This is a genomic window from Yinghuangia sp. ASG 101 (assembly GCF_021165735.1).
Lineage (GTDB): Bacteria > Actinomycetota > Actinomycetes > Streptomycetales > Streptomycetaceae > Yinghuangia.
Genome location: NZ_CP088911.1, coordinates 7094321 through 7115353, shown reverse-complemented (window position 1 = coordinate 7115353; position 21033 = coordinate 7094321). Strand labels below are relative to the sequence as shown.

Here is a 21033-nt window from a genome sequence, read left to right as displayed (position 1 = left end):
CTGCGTGCGCCCGCCCGCCGGTCAGCGGTCCACGGTCGCCCCGTGGAGATCGACCTCTCCCGCGTCGACGAGGGCCAGGCGCAGCTGTCCCGTCTCGGCCGGGCGGTCGTCGGGGAGCAGGGACGCGACGGCCTGGAGTAAGAAGCCGTTGTCTTAGCGAACTTGGCGTCGTTTTATAGGACTTGGGTTCTCTTTGGAGTGGTCCCGCCGCTGAAGGCGCATGAAAGCAGGGCCTCTTGGAATCTCGGTGGTTGTCGAGACCGAACGAGATGTCCAGGAGGCCCTGTTGCCACGGTTGTACGCGGTTGCTGCGGGCGAGTCCAATCCGTTCAGCCGTGGGTGTGACTGTCTCGCACATGCGTACGGAAACGCGGGCGGTCGGCCGCCCCGGGCACGCGCGTACCCCTCGGACATGAGTGACGCGGAGTGGGCGGTGGTCCGGGCCGCGTTTCCGGTGCCGCGTTGGCTGGAGGGCCGGGGCGGGCAGCCGGAGGCGTACTGCCACCGGGAGATGGTCGACGCGGTCCGGTACCTGGTCGACAACGGCATCAAGTGGCGGGCGATGCCCGCGGACCTGCCGCCGTGGGACCGGGTCTACGCGTTCTTCCGCCGCTGGCGCGACCAGGGCCTGGCCGCCGAGTTCCACGACCGGTTGCGGGCGCGGTGCCGCGTCGCGGCCGGCCGGGCGGTGGAACCGACCGCGGGCAGCATCGACGCGCAGTCGGTCAAGGCCGCCGCCTCGGTGCCGTCCGCCTCACGCGGCTACGACGGCGGCAAGAAGATCAACGGCCGCAAGCGGCACATCGTCGTCGACACCCTCGGGCTGCTGCTCCGGGTGCTGGTCACCGCGGCCGGCGTCACCGACCGCGAGGCCGCCGCCCGGATGCTGCCCGCGCTGCGGGCCCGGCACCGGCACCTGCGGCGGATCTGGGCCGACGGCTCCTACACCGGCGACCTCGTCGACTGGGCCGACGAACACCTCGACATCGCGCTGACGGTCGTCAAACGCACCGACGACGTGCGCGGCTTCGTCGTCCTGCCCCGGCGGTGGGTGGTGGAGCGCACGTTCGGCTGGCTGATGCGCTCACGGCGCCTGGCCCGCGACTACGAAACCCTCCCCACCAGCAGCGAAACCATCGCATGGTGGTCGATGGCCATGCTCATGACCCGGCGCCTGGCCCGCCGGCACCGAGCACGCCCCCGCCTTGCGCCGCCGGCGGCAGCGTGAACACCCCCGGCACCCGTTCCAACAGCCATCCCCGCACCACCAGCCGCTTCGCCTTCGACCGCACCCCCTCCACCTTCCCCGGCACCAGCTCCAGGCCCAGCCCCCGGGCCAACTCCTTCACCCGCAACCCGGCCGCGTCCGCCTCTTCCACCAGACCCACGATCCGCCGGTAGTCCGGCGCGAGCACCGCCACCGACGCCCGCCCTCCCCGCCGCGGCACCACCGAACCCGCCGCCACCGCCTCGACCTCCACAGGCTCCGGCTCCGAGCCGGCCGCAGACGCCTCCGGTTCCGGCTCTCCCAGGGCCTCGGCCAATTCCGCGACCGCGATCACGCGACGCTCCAGCACCGCCTCGGCGTCCCGCAACGCGGCCGCGACCCGCTCCGCCTCCGCCCGCAGTTCCTCCACCCGAGCCCGGGCAGCAGTCTCCCGCTCCTCCAACAACCCCATCACCGACGGCACAAGCACTCCCGCGAAGAGACGACAACGATGCGTCATCCCTCCCGCACCACACACCGCTTCACGCCTGACCAGCGAAAACACACACCGAACTTTCGGAAAGACAACGGCTTCTAAGGCCCGGGCATGCGGACGGACCCCCGCGTCGTACCAGCGGCCAGGAGAAGGGCGGGTGAGCAGGTGCGCGGTCAGGATCAGGGCGTCGGGACTGCGCGGGTGGCGGGCGGCGCGTTCGGCGACCTTGTCGGCGTCTTCCTGAGCCGGAGTGTGCTCGGCGCTGCGTCGGGCCAGGGGCAACCACGCCTCGTCTGTGAGGGCGGACGTGGCAAAGTAGCCGGCGCCGGCGAGCGCGCCGGGCGGCAGGCCGGCATCGAGCGCAGCCGTCCACCACACATGTGCGATGTCCACGGGCGTATGAGCGGCGTCCTCGGGGATCAGCGCCATCGTGACGCGGGCGAGAGGGAACATCAGGTGGGAGACCGCTATGGCAGCATTCGGGCCAGTGGCCAGCTCGCGCCAGGCGGCCACGGGATCGCCGAGCACGTCGACGTCGCCGTCCACCAGGAGCGCGAACGCGACGCTTGTGGCCACGCCCCGCTGGCCTTCGCGTACTGCGGCCAAGAGCTGGCCGCGGTCAAGGGCGGCGAGCAGTAACCGGTCGGATCCGCCCAGGCGCAGCCATGCTCCGGCCGGGGTAGGCCGGTGGGGGTCTAGGGCGTAGAGCTCGGGATGGGCGGTGGCGAAGGCGGTGGCCCGGCGGTGCAGGACCGGCAGCCGCTCGCCGATCTCGGTTGCGGCGTCCTCGTCAACGAGGTCGGCGGCCAGGACGTCGGCGAGCAGGTGAAGAACGTCGGGGCACATGTCGCCGTCCGTGGGGGCACGGCTGACGGCGTATTCGAGTAGGGAGCCGAGCGCGCGCACGGCTGGGCTGGGGAACCGCGGGTCGATGGACCGCTTCTTGCCGCCCGGGGTGTCGCTGGCCGGACGGGTGAGGGGTTCGGCGAGGCCGTGGAGGTGGACCAGGACGGCCGGCAAGTCGGTGCCGAAATCGGTGCCGGTGCGCCACACGACATTCAGCAGGTCGAACAGGGCCCGGTCGGCGAACACCGCTGCGGTGGAGAGCTGTTGGCCAGTCTCGTGGGCGGGCAGGGAGTGGCGCAACGTGAGGGCGGCGACGGCGACGGGGCCCAGGCGGTTCGCCGGGATGCCGCGGCAGTGGGCGGCGACGGCGGCGAGGTAGAACGCGCCGAGGTCCGGCCGGGCCAGAGCGTCGATCACGCGGGGTACGTCGGCTGTCCATGCGTCCGGGGCGGCCCGCACGAGTCGCAGCAGCATGGTGGCGTAGCCGTGGGCGTCCGCGTCCGACGCGGAGGCGAAGGCGGCTGCGGCCACGAGCGGGCCGGCCTCGCTGGTCAGCGCCAGCAGTCCCTCTTCATCGAGTGCGCCCGCGTTGCGCAGGGTCACCGTGGTGCGCGGGTCGGGCGGGCCGGCCTTCTTCAGTTGCCGCAGCGCGGCGAGCAGCGGAGCGAAGCCGGTGAGCAGCCGGGCGGGCAGCGCTGGCGACCAGTGCCACACCCGCAGCCATGAGGCATACGGTTCGACCCGGCCGTCCTCCGGGCCGGCATCGCCGGTAAGCAAGGTGCGGGTGATCTCGTCGGCGGACGGGGCCGGGCCGAGAGCCGCCGTGGCCCGGCGGTCCAGGCCGGCGGCGCGCTCGGGTGGGCAGGTGTCCAGGATCAGGGCGGCCAGCCGTGCGCCTTCCGGTGTCGGCCGACCCGCCAGCAGACGCACGGTGACCTCGACCGCCCGGTCCCACCACTCCCCCACGCCCGCGGTGTCGGTGTCCGCAGTCGGCGGGTGCGCGGCCAGGTGGGCGGCGAGCATCCGGTCATGCAGGTCCGCATCCGCGGCGGCGATCCGCGGCCACGCGCGGGTACGCTCGTCCAGCGGGAGGCCGACCGCAGCGTCCGCCGCGGCGAGGTCGAGAACCCCGCGGGCCAAGAGCGGACCCAGTTCGAGGATCGGGCCGAAGAAGTCCGCGTCCATGACGCGGACTTCTTCCAGGTCGACGTACGCGGACCAGGATCGGCTCACGGGCGCCTCGGTGTCGCGGCGCAGCAGGCCCGTCATCGCGTTACGGGCAGCCCGGGCCCACTGGAACCGTCCGCCGTCAGCCCGGTGGACGGTCGCCACCACCTCCCGCAGCAGGCCCGTGATGTCGTGTTCGGGCAGACGGGCGGCCCACTCCCGCTGGAGCACCTCCGTCAGCTCGGGCAACGCCTCGTGCCTGACGTGCGCGCGCTGCCGCGCGGTCCCGTAGGCCAGGTAGCCGGCGTGCCCGAGGTCGACGGTGTCCTTCAGGAGCTCCTCGACGACGAGGAGCCAGTCCCTGTCCCGCGCGGCCACCGGGAAGTTTCCGGCCCAGCTGGCCGCCATCCGGCGTGTCAGGCTCGCCTCCTCGGCCGGCGTCCCGGCCGGGGGCAGGGCGAGGACGCGCGGGAGCAGCAACCTGGCACCAGCGGTATCCAGGGCGCCGGCGTCGGACAGGCGCAGCAGCGCGCCAAGGACGTACGGGCCAGCGGCGGAGAGCCCGACGACGTGGTCGGCCAGCCACGGCCGAACTGTCTCCGGGGCGACGGCGGCCAGGTGCTCGAGGAACTCGCCGGCTGGCCAGACGTCGGCGGCCTCATCGGCGAGCAGCAGGTGCGGCGCGTGTTCCTGAAGGACCTCCAGCCATGCCGGGGCTGGGCCGGAGCCGAAGAAGAACCACGTGGCGCGCGGGTCCGCCCAGTTGGCGATTTCCAGTGCCTCCTTCTCGCTGGGCTCCGCGAGCGCGGCCAGTTGAAGGATCCGCTCCGCGCGGTCGCGCAGCGGCACCAGCAGGTTCCGGGCCGCGTCGAGGAGGTCGGTGTATAGGTGCACGGCCTCGCCGGGTGCGGCGGCGCGGCCGTGCAGGATGCGCGAGGCCACCCCGTAGATGTCGGCCCACACGTCCAGTGCCGGGTCCTGCGCGGCACTGGGCGTGACGCCCATCAGCTGCTCGAAGATCCCACGGGCCCGTGCCTGGTGGAAACCACCCGGCGGTCCCAGTTCACCACGCAGCGCCTCGGCCGCCGCCGTCATCCGCTTCCACCCCGGGCGGTCCGTCCCGACCGGACCGGCCGAGGTACCGGAGCTGGGGGTGCGGAGGGCTGGTGGCGGGAAGGTATCGACCGCGGCCAGCAGGTTTTTCGCCGCGTGCCTCAGCTCTGGCGGGTCAGGGGCGCCAGGCAGGCTCAGCAGCGCGTCCGCCGCACTGCGCACACACGCCGCGGCAACCTCGTCCGGCCGTTCCATCGTCGTGCCGGTCAGGACCCGGTACGCGTCCCGCAGCATCCCCAGCGCTCGTACGCCCGACGCGCCCCGCGCGGTCAGGGACTTCGCCAAGTCCTCGTCGACCTCCGGCAGTTCGCCCGCACAGGTCGGCGGCGTCTCGTTGCTCACCAGTGCACCGTAGAGCCCGCCGGAGCACATCGGGGCCAGAACCAGACACCTTGTCGCCCAGCGCCGCACGGATACCTCAACCCAGGCGTCCCCGCGGCTGACCGAGGCGGCGTTCACCTGATTGGGTGAACTCAGCGGCTTTGAGTGGCGGTTCTGTCGCGGACAGTGGCAAATTGCGTGGCGCACGTCGGTGGCTCACCACCGGCGTCCGCCTCATGCCGCCTTCGGTGGAGCAGGAGCAAGCTGCGAGAGTCCAGGCGCTACCGAGGCGCTGTTGGGGCTGATCGTTCTTCGGACGCTGGCAGGTGGACCGTACGGGGCGAGGACCGCCGCACAGTTTCACGGGTGTCGGCTTGATTCCTCGCCGGCACGAGGCTTCGGCACTCGGGCGCGTGACACGCTCCTGAGGGACGGGAGCTTCTGTGGCCGCCTGGGACGCCCGGGTGGAAGGACGACACCATGGCCGTGAAACGGTCCGACGACATCTACCCGCAGATCGGCAACGCCCTCTGGGCCGACCGACTCGCGGACGCGATCGAGAACACTTGCGCGGATCACGAGGTCGTGCCGCCTCCGCGGCAGGCGATCCTTGAGGGTCTTGCCGCCGCACTCCCCGACACCGAGATCAAGGCCCTGATCGCCACCCAGCGTGGCAGGAAGGTCCTCAAGCCCAACGCCTACCGGATCGTGCAGGCTGGCGACGAGCAGGTGCTCCTACTGACCTGCGACGTCCACGGCGCCGCAGTGGTCCCTTGGGACCTCAACGACCGCACCGCCGTTTGCTGGTCTTCGCCCGCCCCGGAGGCCAGCCACCGCGTCAAGGACCTCGTCGCCGCCGAGCTGGCGCTCCAGGAGGCCACAAAGAGCGCGAAGTCCGCTGAGAAGGAGCGCGATGCGCTGCGCCGGGCGCCGGGCGACGACACGTACGCAGCGCAGGCGCTGGCTGCGGCCACGCAGAAGCATCAGGACACCGTCCGCCGCGTGCACGAGCTCGAGGCCGAGAAGCACGCTCTGCTCGCCGCGCTGGGCCACCGGCGGCCGCGCCCGGTGGTCCGCGCCATCCAGGAGGCTGAGCAGCCGAAAGCGGCACTCGCCCTCGCCGAGCAGCCGTACGCGGTGGCCGTGCACATGCAGCGGTACGCTGCCGAGAACCTTCAGCGCGCCGGGAAAACCCGTGGGTACGATCTGACCGAGTCCCTCGCGGACACGGGTCAGCTCTCCAAGGGCATGAACGTCCTGCAGCAGTGGCAGATCACCCACTCCGACGGCACGGTGTCGAAGCTGTGGCGGCTGGCCGCCGTGACCGGGAACAATCGTGCGCTGGCCCGTCTCGATGTCTTCCGGGTGCGTCCGGAGCACCTGGTCACGGGGATGCCCCAGTCCCTCGTGCCCATGCCGAAGGACAAGAAGGACGGCCCCGAGCCGTTGTTGCTGAGCCTGCGAGAGATCCTGAACCGGCTCTCCGCCCGGCTCAACCGGGATGGTGCGAAGCCGGAGACGGAGGCGACTGACCCGTCGCGGAGGGCGGCGAAGATCGCCACGGTGTCCGCGGAGATCGTGATCGGCTGCACCAAGCCCGAGGCGCTGGAACACGTTCTGCGAGCCCTGAACGTCAACGACCACCTGCGCGGCATCCAGCCCTACGACGAGGACGCGCGCCTGATCGCCCTGTTCGCGACGCTCGTCGACGCCTACGTCAGGGAATGCCTCCTCGCGGACGCGCTCGCCGAGGCGTTCCCCGACGCGCGCGGTGCGGACCTCCTCGATCTGGTAGGGGTGCGTGACGCGTTGACTGTCAACGGGCCGCTCGACCCGTTGGAACCACTCGTGCCTTCGGGCGCCGACGTTTCCCCCGTCGTGCTGCGTGATGTCGCGGTACGTGCCATCACCGCGCTGGTGTTCCCCGGAATCCCGCCCGAGGCCCCGCAGAAGGGGAACGTGCGCACCGTCCGAGACACCGGGAGGTTCTGGCCGGTCGTCAGGGGGACGCTGCAGGAACCGGCGTGGAGCCAGATCCGGGCGAAGGCGGCCGAGGGGCGCACGCGGTTGTGGTCCGCCGCCGTCGCGCAGCTGTTCGTGCGCCGGGGCAACATCCTCTCCGCCCTTGGTCTCTTCGGCACCACAGAGACCAAGGAGGGCGCCGGACAGGACCCGAGGCCGCTCATGGAGTTGCTCCTCGGGGCGGAGGCGGGTGACGCGGCCGCTTGGACCGCCCTGGTCCAGCGGATGGCGCCGGCGCTGATCCACGCTCCGCAGCCGTTCATCACCCCGGGGCAGGGAAGCGAGGCGGGCACCGGGCGCAAGGGCGTGCGCCGCACCCCCAAGAGCGCCCTCGCCGCCCTGACACTGGCGTACACGGCGGGGGCGCCGGGTGTCAGCCGGGCCCTTCTTCTCGCGTTCGCGAAGGCCGTGCTGGAGCACCCGGACGCGCTGCGGCCGCCCAAGGCGGACGACGACACGCCTCTGGTCTGCTATGGCGAGCAGCACTGGGCCGAGTCGGAACGGACGGCGATCACTGCGGGGATGGTGATCGCTCCGGACAGCGAAGGCCGGCCCACCAGCTACGTCGCCGACAAGGCGTGGTTCGACGAGCTCTTCCCCGTCGACCTCTGCACCCAGGTAGCGGCCTCGTCCGGAAGCCCGGCCAACGCGCCTGCCGACGCGGGGACCACGGCGGGCTCCGGCGCCCCGATCACCGCGAACGGCGAGGCGGCTGCCGACCCACGCGACCAACTGGCCAAGCTGCGCCGGGAGCTGCCAGCGCGGATCGAACTCGTCGAGGGGAGCTACCAGAAGGCGGTGGACGCCGCCCACACCCTGATGACGAACTTCGAAGAGGCGCACAGCTTGCGCATCCAGCTCGGAGAAGAACCCCTCCCGGCTGAGCAGCGGATCGAGTGGATGGAGAAGTTGTCGAAGGCCCGGGCCGCCGCGCAGGCCAGCGTGACGACGCTCGAACAGGTGGAAGCGCTGATCCTGAAGGTCTGACCGGTCAGACCGGGTACGAGCGGGCCCTCGGCACGGTCGAGGGCCCGCCCTCCTCGTTCCTGCTCGGCGCACACCGCCCGCCCGGTGCCGAGACGGGACCTCTCGGGAACGCTGGTGACGGTTTTGGCGCATCCCGTTGCCGGACCCGTCGACGTCACCGCGAAACAGGCGTCCTGCGAGCAGGAAGCGGACCAGTTTGATCCGCAGGGCCTGAGACGCGTCGCGGCAGCCTGACGTACCGCCGGGAGAGCAGCTGGCGGAATATAGGGTTCTCGTGTGGTCACGCTCGCGCTGTTCGACAACGAGGATCTCTCCTTGCCCGTGCCTTCCCAGGAGGCCGTGGAGCACGGCGAGGTGTTCACCCGTGCCTGGGTGGTCGAACTGATTCTCGATCTGGTCGGGTACACCGCTGACCGAGATCTCGCGAGCCTCAAGATCGTGGAGCCGGCGTGCGGGGAGGGGGCGTTTCTCGGCCCGATCGTGCGGAGGCTCAGCGCGTCGTGTCGGACGCACGGTCGATGCATCAGCGACGCGGTGAACGCCGTTCGCGCCCTCGACCTGCTGGAACGGAATGTGGAGCGCGCACGGGATGTCGCGGCGAAGGCGCTGACGGACGACGGGTGGGGCGATGCCGATGTGGACGCGGTAGCCCAGGCATGGGTTCGCAACGGTGACTACCTTCTGTCCGGCATCCGGTCCGACGATCCGGTCGACTTCGTGGTGGGCAACCCGCCGTACATCAGGATCGAGGACGTCCCCGACGACCGTATGGCGGCCTACCGTGCCGCGTGCCCGACCATGGGCGGCCGGGCCGACATCTACGTCGGCTTCTACGAGACGGCTCTTCGCAGTCTCGCTCCCGGCGGCCGCCTGGGATTCATCTGCGCTGACCGCTGGATGCGCAACCAGTACGGTTCTCGGCTACGCGAGTTCGTCTCCCACGGGTACAGCGTGGACACGGTCTTGTCGCTCCACGACGTCGACGTGTTCGAAGAGCAGGTGGCGGCCTATCCGGCCATCACGGTCGTCAGCAAACAGCCCCAGGGCTCTGTCGTGGCCGCCGAAACGAATCGTGCTTTCGGCGAGCGGCACGCCGGCGAGTTCCTGGTTTGGGCCTCTAACGAGGACGCGACGACGCTCGCCGCCGAGACGTTCCAAGCGGCGCGCCTGCCGCACTGGTTCGCCGGCGGTGATTCATGGCCGTCGGCTTCTCCGGCGAGACTCGCGATGCTCGAAGACCTCGCGGACCGGTTCGGCCTGCTGGAGAATGCGGCGAGCGGCACCCGCGTGGGCATCGGCATCGCCACAGGGGCGGACAAGGTGTTCATCACCCAGGACAAGGACTTGGTGGAGCCGGACCGCCTCTTGCCGCTGGCGATGGCCCGCGACACCGCAACCGGCGGATTGCGGTGGTCGCGCTCCTACCTGGTCAATCCATGGACGGCCCAGGGCGGTTTGGTCGACCTCAACGCCTATCCCCGGATGGCGGCCTACTTCGCGGAACACGGTGAGGCACTGCGACGGCGTTACGTGGCGGTCAAGCAACCGCTGCGCTGGTACAAGACCATCGACAAAGTCGACCATCACTTGACCAAACGCCCAAAATTGCTGTTCCCGGACATGAAACTGACCATCCACCCGGTACTCGACGAGGGCGGACTCTACCCTCATCACAACCTGTACTTCGTCGTCTCGGACGCGTGGGATCTGCGTGTGCTTGGCGGCTTGTTGCTATCCAAGGTAGCCGAGGCGTTCGTGGAGGCGTACGCGGTCAAGATGCGCGGCGGGACCCTGCGGTTCCAGGCGCAATACCTGCGCAAGATCCGGGTGCCTGACCCGACCGCAATGAGCGAAGCCGACAAGGCTGCCCTGTCAGCGGCCTTCGACCGTCGAGACGTGCAGGCCGCGACCAAGGCCGCGCTGAGCGTATACGGCCTTGCCGAACTGCCTGACTAGGAGGAACAGATCTTGACGGTCACCCGCCAAGACTTCGAAGACGCCATCGCGGCGTACTGGGGCGCCAAGGATTTCCAGAAGGAACAGTCCGCGATCAAGGACGCGGTAGGGGCAGGCACTGCGGGATCCGTGCGCAGCGGCAAGCACTTCGATGCCATCACCGTCCTCATCTCGAAGTTCTTCCTGGAGGCCGGATACCCGCCCGAGAGCATCCGGGTCACCAAGTCCCAAGGCCTCGAACTGCCCGGCTACTACCGGCCCCAGAAGCAATGGGACCTCGTGGTCGTCCACAACAAAACCCTTGTCGCAGCCTTCGAAATGAAGGCCTTGGGCGGCCCGTCGTTCGGCAACAACTACAACAACCGCGTCGAGGAAGCCCTCGGCAGCGCCGTCGACCTCCGCCACGCGGCGCTCGCGGACCTGTACCCCGGCGAAGACCCTTGGCTCGGCTACTTCTTCATCATGCAAGACGAGGAAGGCTCACGCCGCCCGGTAAAGCCTGCACTCGGCGCCCTGCCAATCGACGAGATCTGGCGCGACAAGTCCTACCAGCAGCGGTTCGGGATCTTCTGCCAACGCCTGTTGTCCGAACGGCTCTACGATGCCGCCTGCTACGTCACCTCGTCCGCTGCAGACCCGACGCCCACAGAGCCGGTGGACAAGCTCGACTGGCGCCACTTCTCGGCTGCGGTACACGGACGTCTCTCCTATCTCAAGGAACTCGGCTTTCCCGGCTGACCGAAATAGAGCGTGTCCACGTACGGGCACGTTTCGGCCCCAACATCCGGACGCAGAAACCGCTCCAGTCGAACGCCATCCACACGGTCAAAGCATCCAGCGCCGCTCCCCCAAACCGGTCTGCCAACGTCGGGACCTGGGCTCGCCAGCCAACGAGCCGACTCCCTGCGCCGGGCTGCCTGCGCATCAGCACAATCCGGCTCTCGCTCACCAAGCGATGGGCGGCGACGTCCTTTGCCCGCCCCTGAGGCTCTTGCGCCAAACCGCCCTAATACACGACTTGCCAAGTCCTCACCAGGAGAATTCGGAAAACGAGGTTCGGGGGCCGCGGGACGCACCATGGTTCTCGCCATGACACAAGAAAGCCGTCAGTTGCCGCCTGAGCGCCGCGAACTGCTGGAACGAGAGTTCGTCCACAACATCACACACCCAGAGCGCAAGTTCATCGACATGTCCCGCAGATCGGTAGACATCTGCCGGTGGCGGTGTTCCACCTGCGGACACTCCTGGGATGCGCGGTTCGGCTGGCGCAACCGCGTGTACAACCCCACCAACTGCCCCGAATGCTTCAAACGGCGCAATCGCGCACCTGGCGCCGGTGAAGCACTCACCGACATCGATCCCGATCTCGCCAAACAGTTCCGCAAGAACCTCTCCCGGCCCGACCGCAGCCCGGACAACTTGCGATCCATGAGCCACGACAAGTGCGAATGGGAGTGCCCGCAGGGCCATCTCTGGACTGCCACAGTCGCGAACCGATCCAACGGCCGCGGCTGCCCCAAGTGCAGCGGGCACGGCAGGTCCCTTTTCGAATGCAAGGTCGCAATGCTCGTCGAGGCGGCCTCGGGACTGGATGTCGAACTCGACCACCGGCTCCGGCTCCCGGGCCGCAACGCAGACCGATTCGACCTCTTCATTCCGGCCCTCAGCTTGCTGATAGACCTCGACCCACAGTGGAGCCACCACACCGCCGCCAGCCTCAGCCGAGACACCGCAAAGACCCGTGCGACCTTAGCTGCCGGGCGCCAGTACACGAAGGTCCGCGCACGCGGTCTGCCGCCCATCCCCATCGACGGGTTCCCGCAGCACGAAGCGGGCCCCGGTGTCGACCCCCTTGCGTGGGCCGATGCAGTCGGGCTTGCCCTGCGCCTTTACGATGTGGCCTGGGTGGCCCTCACGCCGACGGACGTCGACGCAGCCCTGACAAAGGCGTCTCGGCTGTGGCAAGCGGCGGTGGCCGGCCCGGATATCACGGCGCTGGACGTCGCGCCGTACCTGGCCGAGGAGTTCACTGGCAACATCACCAACCCGGGCCGCGGGCTCGACCGCATGCCGCCGGGCTGCAACGACGTGTGCGGATGGCGGTGCCTCACCTGCGGCTGCGGCCACACCTGGGAAGGCCCCCTGCACAGCAGGACGCTGTCCGGCCGAGGATGCCGCAAGTGCGGGTACCGCAAGACGGGCGCGGACAACAGCCGTCCCGAGCCCGGTAAGTCACTGGCTGACGTGAACCGCCACCTCGCCGCGCAGCTGATCGAGGTCATCGAACACCCGGGCTGGACCGCCCACGACCTGCTCCCCTCCTCCAACAAGCGGTGCCGATGGCGATGCCCAGCTGTCGACTGCACCCACGAATGGATCGCGCCCTCCAGTCGGCGCTCCGGACAAAGCAAAGACGGCGGATGCCCGCAGTGCGCCCGCAAACGCACAACCGCAGGCCGGATCCGCCCGCAGCCCGGCAAATCCCTGCTCGACCGCTTTCCCCGCATCGGCAACGAACTCGTCGACATCGCAGCCCACCCCGGCTGGACGGCCGCGAACCTGCGTCCCAGCTCAACCATCACCTGTACCTGGAAGTGCAGCATGCCGGGCTGCCCCGGCACGTGGACCGCGACCCCGGACCAGCGCACCCGCCGGGCCGGCACCGGCACACCATGCCCTGTATGTCGGCCGCCCCGCAACAAGCGATCGGGCAATCCCAAACTGCGGTAACCCGCCCCCGCAGCGGCCCTCGGCGGGGCGGCGATCTGTACACGAAACGCTCCTCTGCCGGCGCGTGCGACGGCAAGGCGTTGTTAATTCAGCCTGCGACGAGTTCGGAGGGCTTCCATGTGGACAGGCGCCACTCGCCCGGCCGGGGCTCGGGTATCGGGTAGGCGTCCGGGTCTTCGCGGATCCATCTGAGCTGGGCAGTCACGGTCTCACCGTTGGCGCGGTCAAGGCGCGCAGTCGCGGTGCAGGCAGCGGGCATGTCGTGCCGGATAGCGAGAACAACGAATGATTCAAGCGGAAAGTCCGCATAAGCACGGCGTATCTCGCTGCGTATGGCATTACCGTGCTTTTTGTGCGCCGCGTGGGTGATGAGGTCGCTCATGGATCCGTAGTTGCGTGCAGTCCACCAGGTCAGAAGTTTGCTGGTGAGGACCTGTGCGGGGTGGGCGGTGAACTCCTCGGCGTCGGGCAGGTGTTCGCGTGCCGTCCATTGCCGGTTTATTCGGTCGATCTCGGCCCGCTGAACCAGCGTTCCGAAGAGATCTTTGCATTGCTGTGCCTGCCCCGCCCGGGTGAGGGCCTCAGCGGCCTCCTGCTGTTGTTCTTTGTCACGCGTGCATGCCCAGTCGACCACGGCGAAAAGCCGGTTCCATGCCTTGGTCGCCACGATGATGTTGTCGTAATTGAGGATGCTGCCGTGCACGATGCCGTTGCGGTACAGCTCGTAGACGGGTTCCTCATTGGTCGTGCTTCGGCCCTTGGTGAAGGTCTTGTGGGCGTGGGTGAGGCCGAAGTGGTGACCGACGACGCTGTCCCAGGCACGCAGTTCCTCGGCTTCGCGTGCGTGCAGCCCCCGGCGGACGGTCTCGAACTCGTTGACGAATCCGTCCATCACGCTGAGCAGAACGTGGATACAGGCGTAGTACCGGCCTGCGAAATAGTCCTCGCGCGCCCGTTCGACCAAGGGCAGTCTGCGACGCATCGCGGGCTGCTTCTTTAGCGGCACGCTCATGAAGAAGAGCCGCTCTTTCTCGTGGTAGTGGTCGATCAGCATTTCCTCGGCGCGGTCCACGTTGTTCTGTGCCTCGGTGAGGATGGTCTGCACCGCAGTCACCGACAGGCTCTCGTGGAAGATCCAGTGCTTCGGGCTGAGGAGTTCGTAGAAGGCGTCGACCGTCTCGGCGAGCTCTCGCATCTGACGTTCGACGTGCTCGGCCGTCGTCCGCCCCGGGCCGGGAAGCAGGCGCAACACCGCCAACTGCTGTTCCAGCTGGCGGAACGACGGCAGATCATGCGTCGATTCGTAAGGCATCCACGAATCGTACGGAGCGGACGCCGTGTATGCCTGGCCAATATTCTTTGTCGCCGGTTCGTCCTGGCGCCCCAGCGCTGGCCTGCTGCCTCGGGCTGCTCGCTCGATCGGGAATCGACCACGCCACGCTCACCCTGCTCGCATTCTTCTACAAAGCGCCAGTAACGGACCGGGCCGCCAAGACGGCACTCGCGCACGTCTACCTGGAAGGCCGAGCACGCGATCACGAGGAGACGGCCAAGCGTCACATGGCGGTCGACGAGGACATGCGCGACGAGCCCAGCAGCGACTTTCATCAGGCGGAGATCCACGCTCTGGGTGACCTGCACGAGAACGCGTCGGCCGTACGCGCGAGATGCGGAAGAATCTGAGGGAGTCCGGCGCCGTGGCAGGCAGGCGACCCGAGCACGTGGAACACGCTCTTGAACGGGTGGTGATCGGTCTCCACCGAGCCGAGTTGCCCGAGCACGACGCCGAGTTCATGCGCCTGCTCACCGCTGCGCTGGGGTTCGGGTGTCCTGGGCGCCGCTCGACCGTTGTCTTGCTTTACGCCAGCGTCACGCACTCCGCGCAACTCGCCGTCCGCCAAGAGACCAGCGACGAACAACGGATCACCGAGTTGCTTCAGCTGTCGCCCGACCAACTCATCCGCGTTCGCGACGAGATCACCGAATGGGCTGGGCACATCCACCAGCTGGCAGTGAAGACCACAGAGCCGCAGCGGGTACGAAAATCACTACGGACGACGTCATTTGGACCCCCAGCCTGGCGCGTGAGGTCGGCCGAGCACTCGTCGCGTGGCTGAGCGCCCGACAGGTCCATACCCCCGGACTTACCCCGTCCATGATCTATCTGGTCGATGCCGTCCGGAGCTTGCGGCGCAAATGCGCACCGCACATACCCGACACGACGCCCGCCGGAGAAGGCCGCGCAGCGTTCATCGGCCGCACCGGCGGTGCCAGATCACCCGCGAGCACAGAAGCATGATCAATACAGCTGCGTTCCGCACCCGGCAAACGCTCGTCTGAGCCCCCACGCAGTAGACGATCAGTCCCGAGCTCTTCGACCCGATCCGCCTGTAGACGCAGCAACTCTGATCAAGTACCGCGTTCTTCCGGCCTGGTGCGAGCTGAATCTTGTCAGTTTCCGCAAACGCGTTGCGTAGCGGGTTGCTCACCCCGATCCTGGAGCGTTCGTCACCAGTCGAGGGGAGAAACGGGTGACTGTGCCGCGACGTGCCGCGAATGACCCTGACGTCATCAGACAGACCACCAGCTTGATCGGCTTCCTGAAGGAGGTCGTCAAGAGCAGCCACCAGCGCCTTCGCGATGACCGGCGTGGGCGCGAGCGACTGTGGCTCGCTGACCTGCCTGCCCCGGTGCGGCGCCCGGTAGACCGCGTGGACGGTCTTCTGCTGGTGCTCGACCATGTCCCGCAGTCTGCGCCTCCGCCATTACCGGTGGTGCTGGACGGGTGGGTGCCCGTGGAACGTTGCCAGGACCCGGACCGCGGTGATCCGCCGCTGGCGGACTCGGGACCAGCGCACGCGTTGACAAGCGCCTCCGACGGCCAAGACCAGCCGGAGGAGTTGGATGGTCGCAGCGTCCGCCGTGAGGACGCGGCCGATGTGCTGCGTGCCTACGGTCCGTGGCTTGAGCGGTGGCGCCGGTGGGCGGCGCGGGAGCGTGCCGAGCGGGACCTGCGAGCGGTGTACGAGCAGGCCTACCAGTGGCACCAGAAGCTGACCCAGCAGGACGACCAGCTTGAACTCGTGCTGGCGGTCGGCCTCTTGACGTGGACTGATCCGCGGGGCGACACCGTGCACCGTCACCTTCTCACGCGTCGGGTGGAGACGTCGGTGGACCGCAGGACCGCCCGCCTCACGGTCCGTCTCACCACCGAGGGCGCGACGCGGCTGGAGGACCAGGCCTTCCTCGACACCAACGACGGCTGGGCTCCCGAGCGGTCGGCGGCGCTTGTGGAGGAGATCGCGGCGCAGTCGCTGCACCCGCTGGGTGAGGATGCGTTGGAGCAGCTTGCCCAGTGGCAGGAGCGGGTGCTCCAGCGCCCGGTGGCGTTCAGCGCCGAGTGGGAGCCGCCTCGCGAGCCGGAGGCCGGCGCGCGGCTCACCTTCGCCCCTGCTTTGGTGCTGCGTCCACGTGACCGCAACGCCTTGCTGGGCTTCTACGACCGGATCGCGGACACCATTGCGTCCGAGGCCCATGCGCCGCTCGGCCTGGCCCAACTGGTGCTGCCCTTGAACGCTGAGGAGCGGGCGGGCTGGGGCGGTCAGGCGACGCCGCCGCTGTTCGGTGACGACCCGCTCTTCCCGGGGAAGACCAATGAACGGCAACGCAGCGTGCTCCGGCGGTTGGAGCATGACTCCGGTGTGGTGGTGCAGGGGCCGCCTGGTACCGGCAAGACGCATACGATCGCGAACCTGGTCTGTGCGCTGCTCGCGCAGGGCCAGCGGGTCTTGGTGACCAGCGCGCGTGATCAGGCCCTGACGGTGCTGCGTGACAAACTGCCCCCTGCGGTACGGGACTTGTGCATCCTTCTCCTGAGCTCGGCGCGTCGGGACGGCGCCGACGAGCTTGACCGGACGATCAACGCCCTGTCCGATCAGGTCGCCGCCAGCGACCCGGAACAACTCCGTGACGAGATCCGTCGCCTGTCCGCGCGCCGAGACGAGGTGCGCGGGAGCATCCGCTCGCTGACCGAGCAGGTCATCGCGCTCCGGGAGGCGGAGCTCTACCGGCACCCGGAGATCGCCCCCGGCTACACGGGCACGCTCGCGGAGATCGTTCAGCGCGTCCGCGATCTCACGGAAAGCCACTCGTGGATCGGGGTGATCCCCGATACCGGGCAGGCACTTTCCACTCCACCGTTGTCACCCGCGCAGGCGGCGGAGCTGCTCAGTTTGCTGCGCGACGGCGCCGCTGAGCCGCAGCGGACAGGCGTTGTGCCACATCCGGGAACCCTGCCGTCACCCGACGACGTGGCCCGCGCGCTCGCGTCGAGTCTGATCCCCGACGACGGTCTTTCCGCCGAGGCCGTCGGTTTGCGCGACGAACTCGCGCGGTTCCCGGTCGACGTCACCGACGAACTTGCCGCGCTTGCGGGGGATTGCCGCACCGCCCTCCATCACCTCGGGATACCGGCCGCGACCGACCAGTGGCCCGAAAACAAGTGGGCCACCAGGGCCTTGTCGGACCGGCTTTCCCGGACAAACGGCACGCTGTGGCGTCGTGTCTCCGAGCTTGCGGACCAACTCACCGCCGTGTCCGACCAGATGGACGAGCTGGGGACGAAGCGCGTGGTCGTACCGGGGCAGTTGTCCGCCGAACGGGCCGACTCGCTGCTCCTCCAGGGATCCGGCCTGCGCGACCACCTGTCCGCCGGCGGCAAACTGCGGACGCCGGGCAGTCTCTTTTCGTCCAAGGCGCAGAAGGCCGCCCAGGAGTTCCTCGACACCTGCACGGTGAGCGGACATGCGCCGCGAACGGTGGAGGATATCGACGCCGTTCTCGCCTACCTGCGGGCGCACTCGCTCGTCGCGGCGGTTGCGAAGCGGTGGGCTCAGGCAGGAGTCCCGGCATCCGACGGGCCTGTGGAACTCCGCCTGGCGGCGCTGACGGAGGCGTACACCCTCCTTGCGCACGTGGACGCGTTCGGCGCTGCCCGCGAACGCATCGACAAACTGCTCGTCCGCCACGGCCGGCACATCCCCCTCACCTCCCGCCCCGCCTGGCAGAATTTCACCAACGCACTGGCTGCCCTGGCCGGCTGGCGGACTGCGGACGAAGCCCTGGCACAACTCGGCGCATGGGACGAACTGCTCCGCACTCCGGTCGACGGCTCCCATGCCGCCCCCGAAGCACTGGGCGCCGCCCAGGCCGTTCGTGACCACGACGTCGACGGCTACACGAAGCAACTCCACGCGCTGCGTGAGGCGTACGCGCGCGAGCAGCGACAACGCCGCTGCGCTGTCCTCCTTGAAGGATTGCGCACGGCGCACCCCATGTTCGCCGATCAGCTGACCTACTCCCCCCACGACCCCGCGTGGGACACGCGGCTGGGCTCGCTGGCAGAGGCGTGGGCCTGGTCGGCGGCCTCCGCATTCGTACGCGGTCAGCGCACGCCGGGCCGCGAGCGCCGACTCGAAGGCGAACTGGCCGAGTGCGAGCGGAACCTCGAAGCCCTGACCGGCGACCTCGCCGCCGCATGGGGCCGACTCCACTGTCTGACGCGGATGACACAGCAGCAACGCTCAGCGCTCCAGGCATACCGCAACCACATGGCGTCGTACGGCAAAGGCAAAGGCCGCCACGCCGGCCGCTACCGGGCCGCGGCGCAGGACGCGATGAGGACAGCGCAGAGTGCGGTGCCTGCGTGGGTCATGCCCGTCGCCCAGGTGGCCGAGATGGTCCAGCCGAAGCGCGACGCGTTCGACGTCGTCATCGTCGACGAAGCCAGCCAGGCGGGCATGGACGCCCTGTTCCTGCTGTGGCTGGCCCCCCGCGTCATCGTCGTCGGAGACGACAAACAGTGCGCGCCGCCGCTCAGCGGCATGGGCCGTGTGCAGGCGATCATGGACCGCCTCACCTCTCACATGCCGGAGATGCCGCTCCGGCTTCGCCAGCTCTACACTCCGACCACCAACCTCTACGGACTGCTGTCGACCTTCTTCCCACAGGTCATCCGGCTGGAGGAGCACTTCCGCTGCATGCCCGAGATCATCGGCTGGTCGTCCCAGACGTTCTACAACAACAGGCTGCAGCCGCTCCGCCAGTACGGGGGTGAACGCCTCGAACCCCTGGTGACGAGATTCGTCGACGGGGCGGTCACCAAGGGACGCGACAGTCGTCTGCACAACCCGAAGGAAGCCGAGGCGATCGTCGACTGCGTGGCCGCGCTCACGGAAGACCCGGCCTATCAGGACAAGACCATCGGCATCATCGCCCTCCAGGGGCCCGTCGGACAGGTCAACCTCCTGGAGCGACTCGTCAACGAGCGTCTCCCCGCCCCGGTGCGCGAGCACCACCGGATCCGGGTGGGTACTCCCGCGTCGTTCCAGGGCGACGAACGGCACGTGATTCTGCTGTCGATGGTCGCGACCCATCCGCCGCGGATCATGGGTGGTGCGCTGAGCGAACGGCGGTCCTACAACGTCGCCGCGTCGCGGGCCCAGGACCAGATGTGGCTGTTCTACTCAATCCCGCCGGACCGACTCAAGCCCGGCGACCTGCGCACGAACCTGCTCGCCTATATGCGGAACCCACCCGCGGCGCTGGCAGCCGCCGACAGTCTCGGAGCGGTCGCCCACGACGTCGTCCAGGACCCTTTCGAATCACTCTTCGAGCAACACGTCTACCTGCACCTGAGGGAACGCGGGTACCACGTCGTCCCACAGCTTCCGGCAGGCAACAAGCGCATCGACCTCGTCGTCGTGGGAGCGCGCCGGCGCCTGGCAGTGGAATGCGACGGCGCCCGATACCACTCGGCTCCCGAGCAGATCCGCTACGACCAGCAGCGCGACCGCGAACTCCAGCGCGTCGGCTGGACGTTCTGGCGCATCCCCGAGAGCGAGTTCCGATTCGACCCCGACGAGGCCTTGACCGGCTTGTGGGAGGAACTCGATCGCCTGGACATCAAACCGACCTCCTTCACACCGGCAACCACGCCATCGCCCTCGGCCACCACAACACCCGGCCCGCAGTGGACCCCGATCGACCTCTCAACCGACGACGGCACGCCCGAGGAACCAAACGAATCCCCCGACGACCTGGACGCGACCGATCCGGGCGACGACCACGAAACCGATGACACCCCGGAAGGCTCGGCATGACCCCCCAGTCCCCACTCGGCGTCCTGGACACCAACACCCTTGAGGAACTGTCCCGCGTCATCTGCGGCGACGATCACCTGTACTACCGGAGGGGCTACGAGATCGCGCGCTTCCTGGAGCGCGCCGGCTGCCGGTCCGTACCGGAATTCGACGGCGAGTACCGCAGGGAATGGACGCTCGCCCAGCTCACCGAACGCCGCGAGGAACCCGCCGAAGTGGAGAAGATCCTGCTCCGGCTCGCAGACCCGCGCGAATACCTCGACGAACCGGAGATGCGCTCCACCGTCGTCTCCGCCCTCAACGCCTTCCTCATTCACGAGGGCGTACGCGTGGAGAACCCGGCGGGCCGCCCCCGCCTCGTGGCCTGCGACCCCTCCCTCTCCCATCCGGGGAGCCAGGGCCCAGTCGAACTCAAAGCAGCCATGACCGACCTCATCAAGGACCAGAGGATGGCAGGTCTCCTCCAACACCGCCTCGACGAGGCACACACGTGCTACGCCAACGGTGCGCACGTGGCGGCCATCATCATGCTCGGCAGCCTCCTCGAAGGCGTCCTGGTCCACGTGGTCGGGGAACGCAAGGCCTCCCTGCTGGTAGGCACGACGCGCCCGGACAAGGTGAGCCTGGAAGCACTGATCATCATGAGCCACAAAGAAGGATGGATCGGCGCCGACGTACAGCGCTTCTGCCACGAACTACGCAGGTACCGCAACTTCGTCCATCCCCGCGCCGAGATCCGCGAAGCCCACAAACCGGACCGCGACACACTGGACATGTGCTGGCCCGTGGTCAACGCCGTCCTGAACGACCTCGCCGACTCCCAAACCGTCGTGAACTGATCCACGTCACGAGCGGGAGCGGGCCCCACCGCACGGAACGGGTAGATCCTGGCGCTGCGTCAGCGGAACAGCGTTCTGGAACGGCAGCTCGGTGGTTTCGGCCGCGGTTCACTGCGGTGACCGTGGCGTGGCTCGCGGCGCGGCACCCGCTGCAATGCGGGTGCAGCGCCGGATGCGACTGACCTGCGG

12 protein-coding genes are annotated in these 21033 nt (G+C 68.8%); 9 read left to right on the top strand and 3 right to left on the bottom strand.

What is annotated here, in order from left to right; translation table 11 throughout:
- The first annotated feature begins 412 nt into the window (after window positions 1-412).
- On the top strand, window positions 413-1228 hold the full coding sequence (locus tag LO772_RS30405; protein WP_231775114.1) for an IS5 family transposase: 816 nt from the start codon (window positions 413-415) through the stop codon (window positions 1226-1228).
- Here LO772_RS30405 and LO772_RS30400 read toward each other — a convergent pair.
- Window positions 1161-5171, bottom strand: a complete 4011-nt coding sequence (locus LO772_RS30400; protein ID WP_231775230.1) for a hypothetical protein — start codon at window positions 5169-5171, stop codon at window positions 1161-1163. The genes LO772_RS30405 and LO772_RS30400 overlap by 68 nt on opposite strands.
- 459 nt (window positions 5172-5630) lie before the next feature.
- Between LO772_RS30400 and LO772_RS30395 the strand changes: the two genes are divergently transcribed.
- From LO772_RS30395 to LO772_RS30380, 4 genes are all read left to right on the top strand, one after another.
- A complete protein-coding gene (locus LO772_RS30395; protein WP_231775229.1) occupies window positions 5631-8159 on the top strand; it encodes a hypothetical protein in 2529 nt (842 codons plus the stop codon).
- A 276-nt stretch (window positions 8160-8435) separates the two neighbouring features.
- Window positions 8436-10115 (top strand): Eco57I restriction-modification methylase domain-containing protein, encoded by a 1680-nt coding sequence (locus tag LO772_RS30390; protein WP_231775228.1) that lies wholly within the window; start codon window positions 8436-8438, stop codon window positions 10113-10115.
- Window positions 10116-10127: 12 nt separating this feature from the next.
- Entirely contained in the window at window positions 10128-10853 is a 726-nt protein-coding gene (locus LO772_RS30385) for a PaeR7I family type II restriction endonuclease (RefSeq protein ID WP_231775227.1), read from the top strand.
- A 339-nt stretch (window positions 10854-11192) separates the two neighbouring features.
- The gene (locus tag LO772_RS30380) at window positions 11193-12845 is read left to right on the top strand and encodes a zinc-ribbon domain-containing protein (protein WP_231775226.1); all 1653 of its coding nucleotides are present in this window, start codon (window positions 11193-11195) and stop codon (window positions 12843-12845) included.
- 88 nt (window positions 12846-12933) lie between these two features.
- Here the strand turns inward: LO772_RS30380 and LO772_RS30375 are convergent, their stop codons facing one another.
- Complete coding sequence (locus LO772_RS30375; protein WP_231775225.1) at window positions 12934-14157, bottom strand: hypothetical protein; 1224 nt, start codon at window positions 14155-14157, stop codon at window positions 12934-12936.
- Between the two features lie 29 nt (window positions 14158-14186).
- Here LO772_RS30375 and LO772_RS30370 point away from each other — a divergent pair, with 29 nt between their 5' ends.
- The gene (locus tag LO772_RS30370; RefSeq protein WP_231775224.1) at window positions 14187-14528 is read left to right on the top strand and encodes a hypothetical protein; all 342 of its coding nucleotides are present in this window, start codon (window positions 14187-14189) and stop codon (window positions 14526-14528) included.
- A 38-nt stretch (window positions 14529-14566) separates the two neighbouring features.
- Window positions 14567-14962: a hypothetical protein gene (locus LO772_RS30365; RefSeq protein ID WP_231775223.1), complete on the top strand. Its 396-nt coding sequence runs from the start codon at window positions 14567-14569 to the stop codon at window positions 14960-14962.
- Between the two features lie 132 nt (window positions 14963-15094).
- On the opposite strand, the gene LO772_RS30360 is transcribed toward LO772_RS30365, so the two are convergent.
- Window positions 15095-15586: a hypothetical protein gene (locus LO772_RS30360; RefSeq protein ID WP_231775222.1), complete on the bottom strand. Its 492-nt coding sequence runs from the start codon at window positions 15584-15586 to the stop codon at window positions 15095-15097.
- Window positions 15587-15640: 54 nt separating this feature from the next.
- Between LO772_RS30360 and LO772_RS30355 the strand changes: the two genes are divergently transcribed.
- Both LO772_RS30355 and LO772_RS30350 read left to right on the top strand, forming a co-directional pair.
- Entirely contained in the window at window positions 15641-20005 is a 4365-nt protein-coding gene (locus LO772_RS30355; RefSeq protein WP_231775221.1) for an AAA domain-containing protein, read from the top strand.
- Complete coding sequence (locus tag LO772_RS30350) at window positions 20002-20844, top strand: hypothetical protein (protein ID WP_231775220.1); 843 nt, start codon at window positions 20002-20004, stop codon at window positions 20842-20844. Before LO772_RS30355 ends, LO772_RS30350 begins: the two co-directional genes overlap by 4 nt.
- The last annotated feature ends 189 nt before the right edge of the window (window positions 20845-21033 follow it).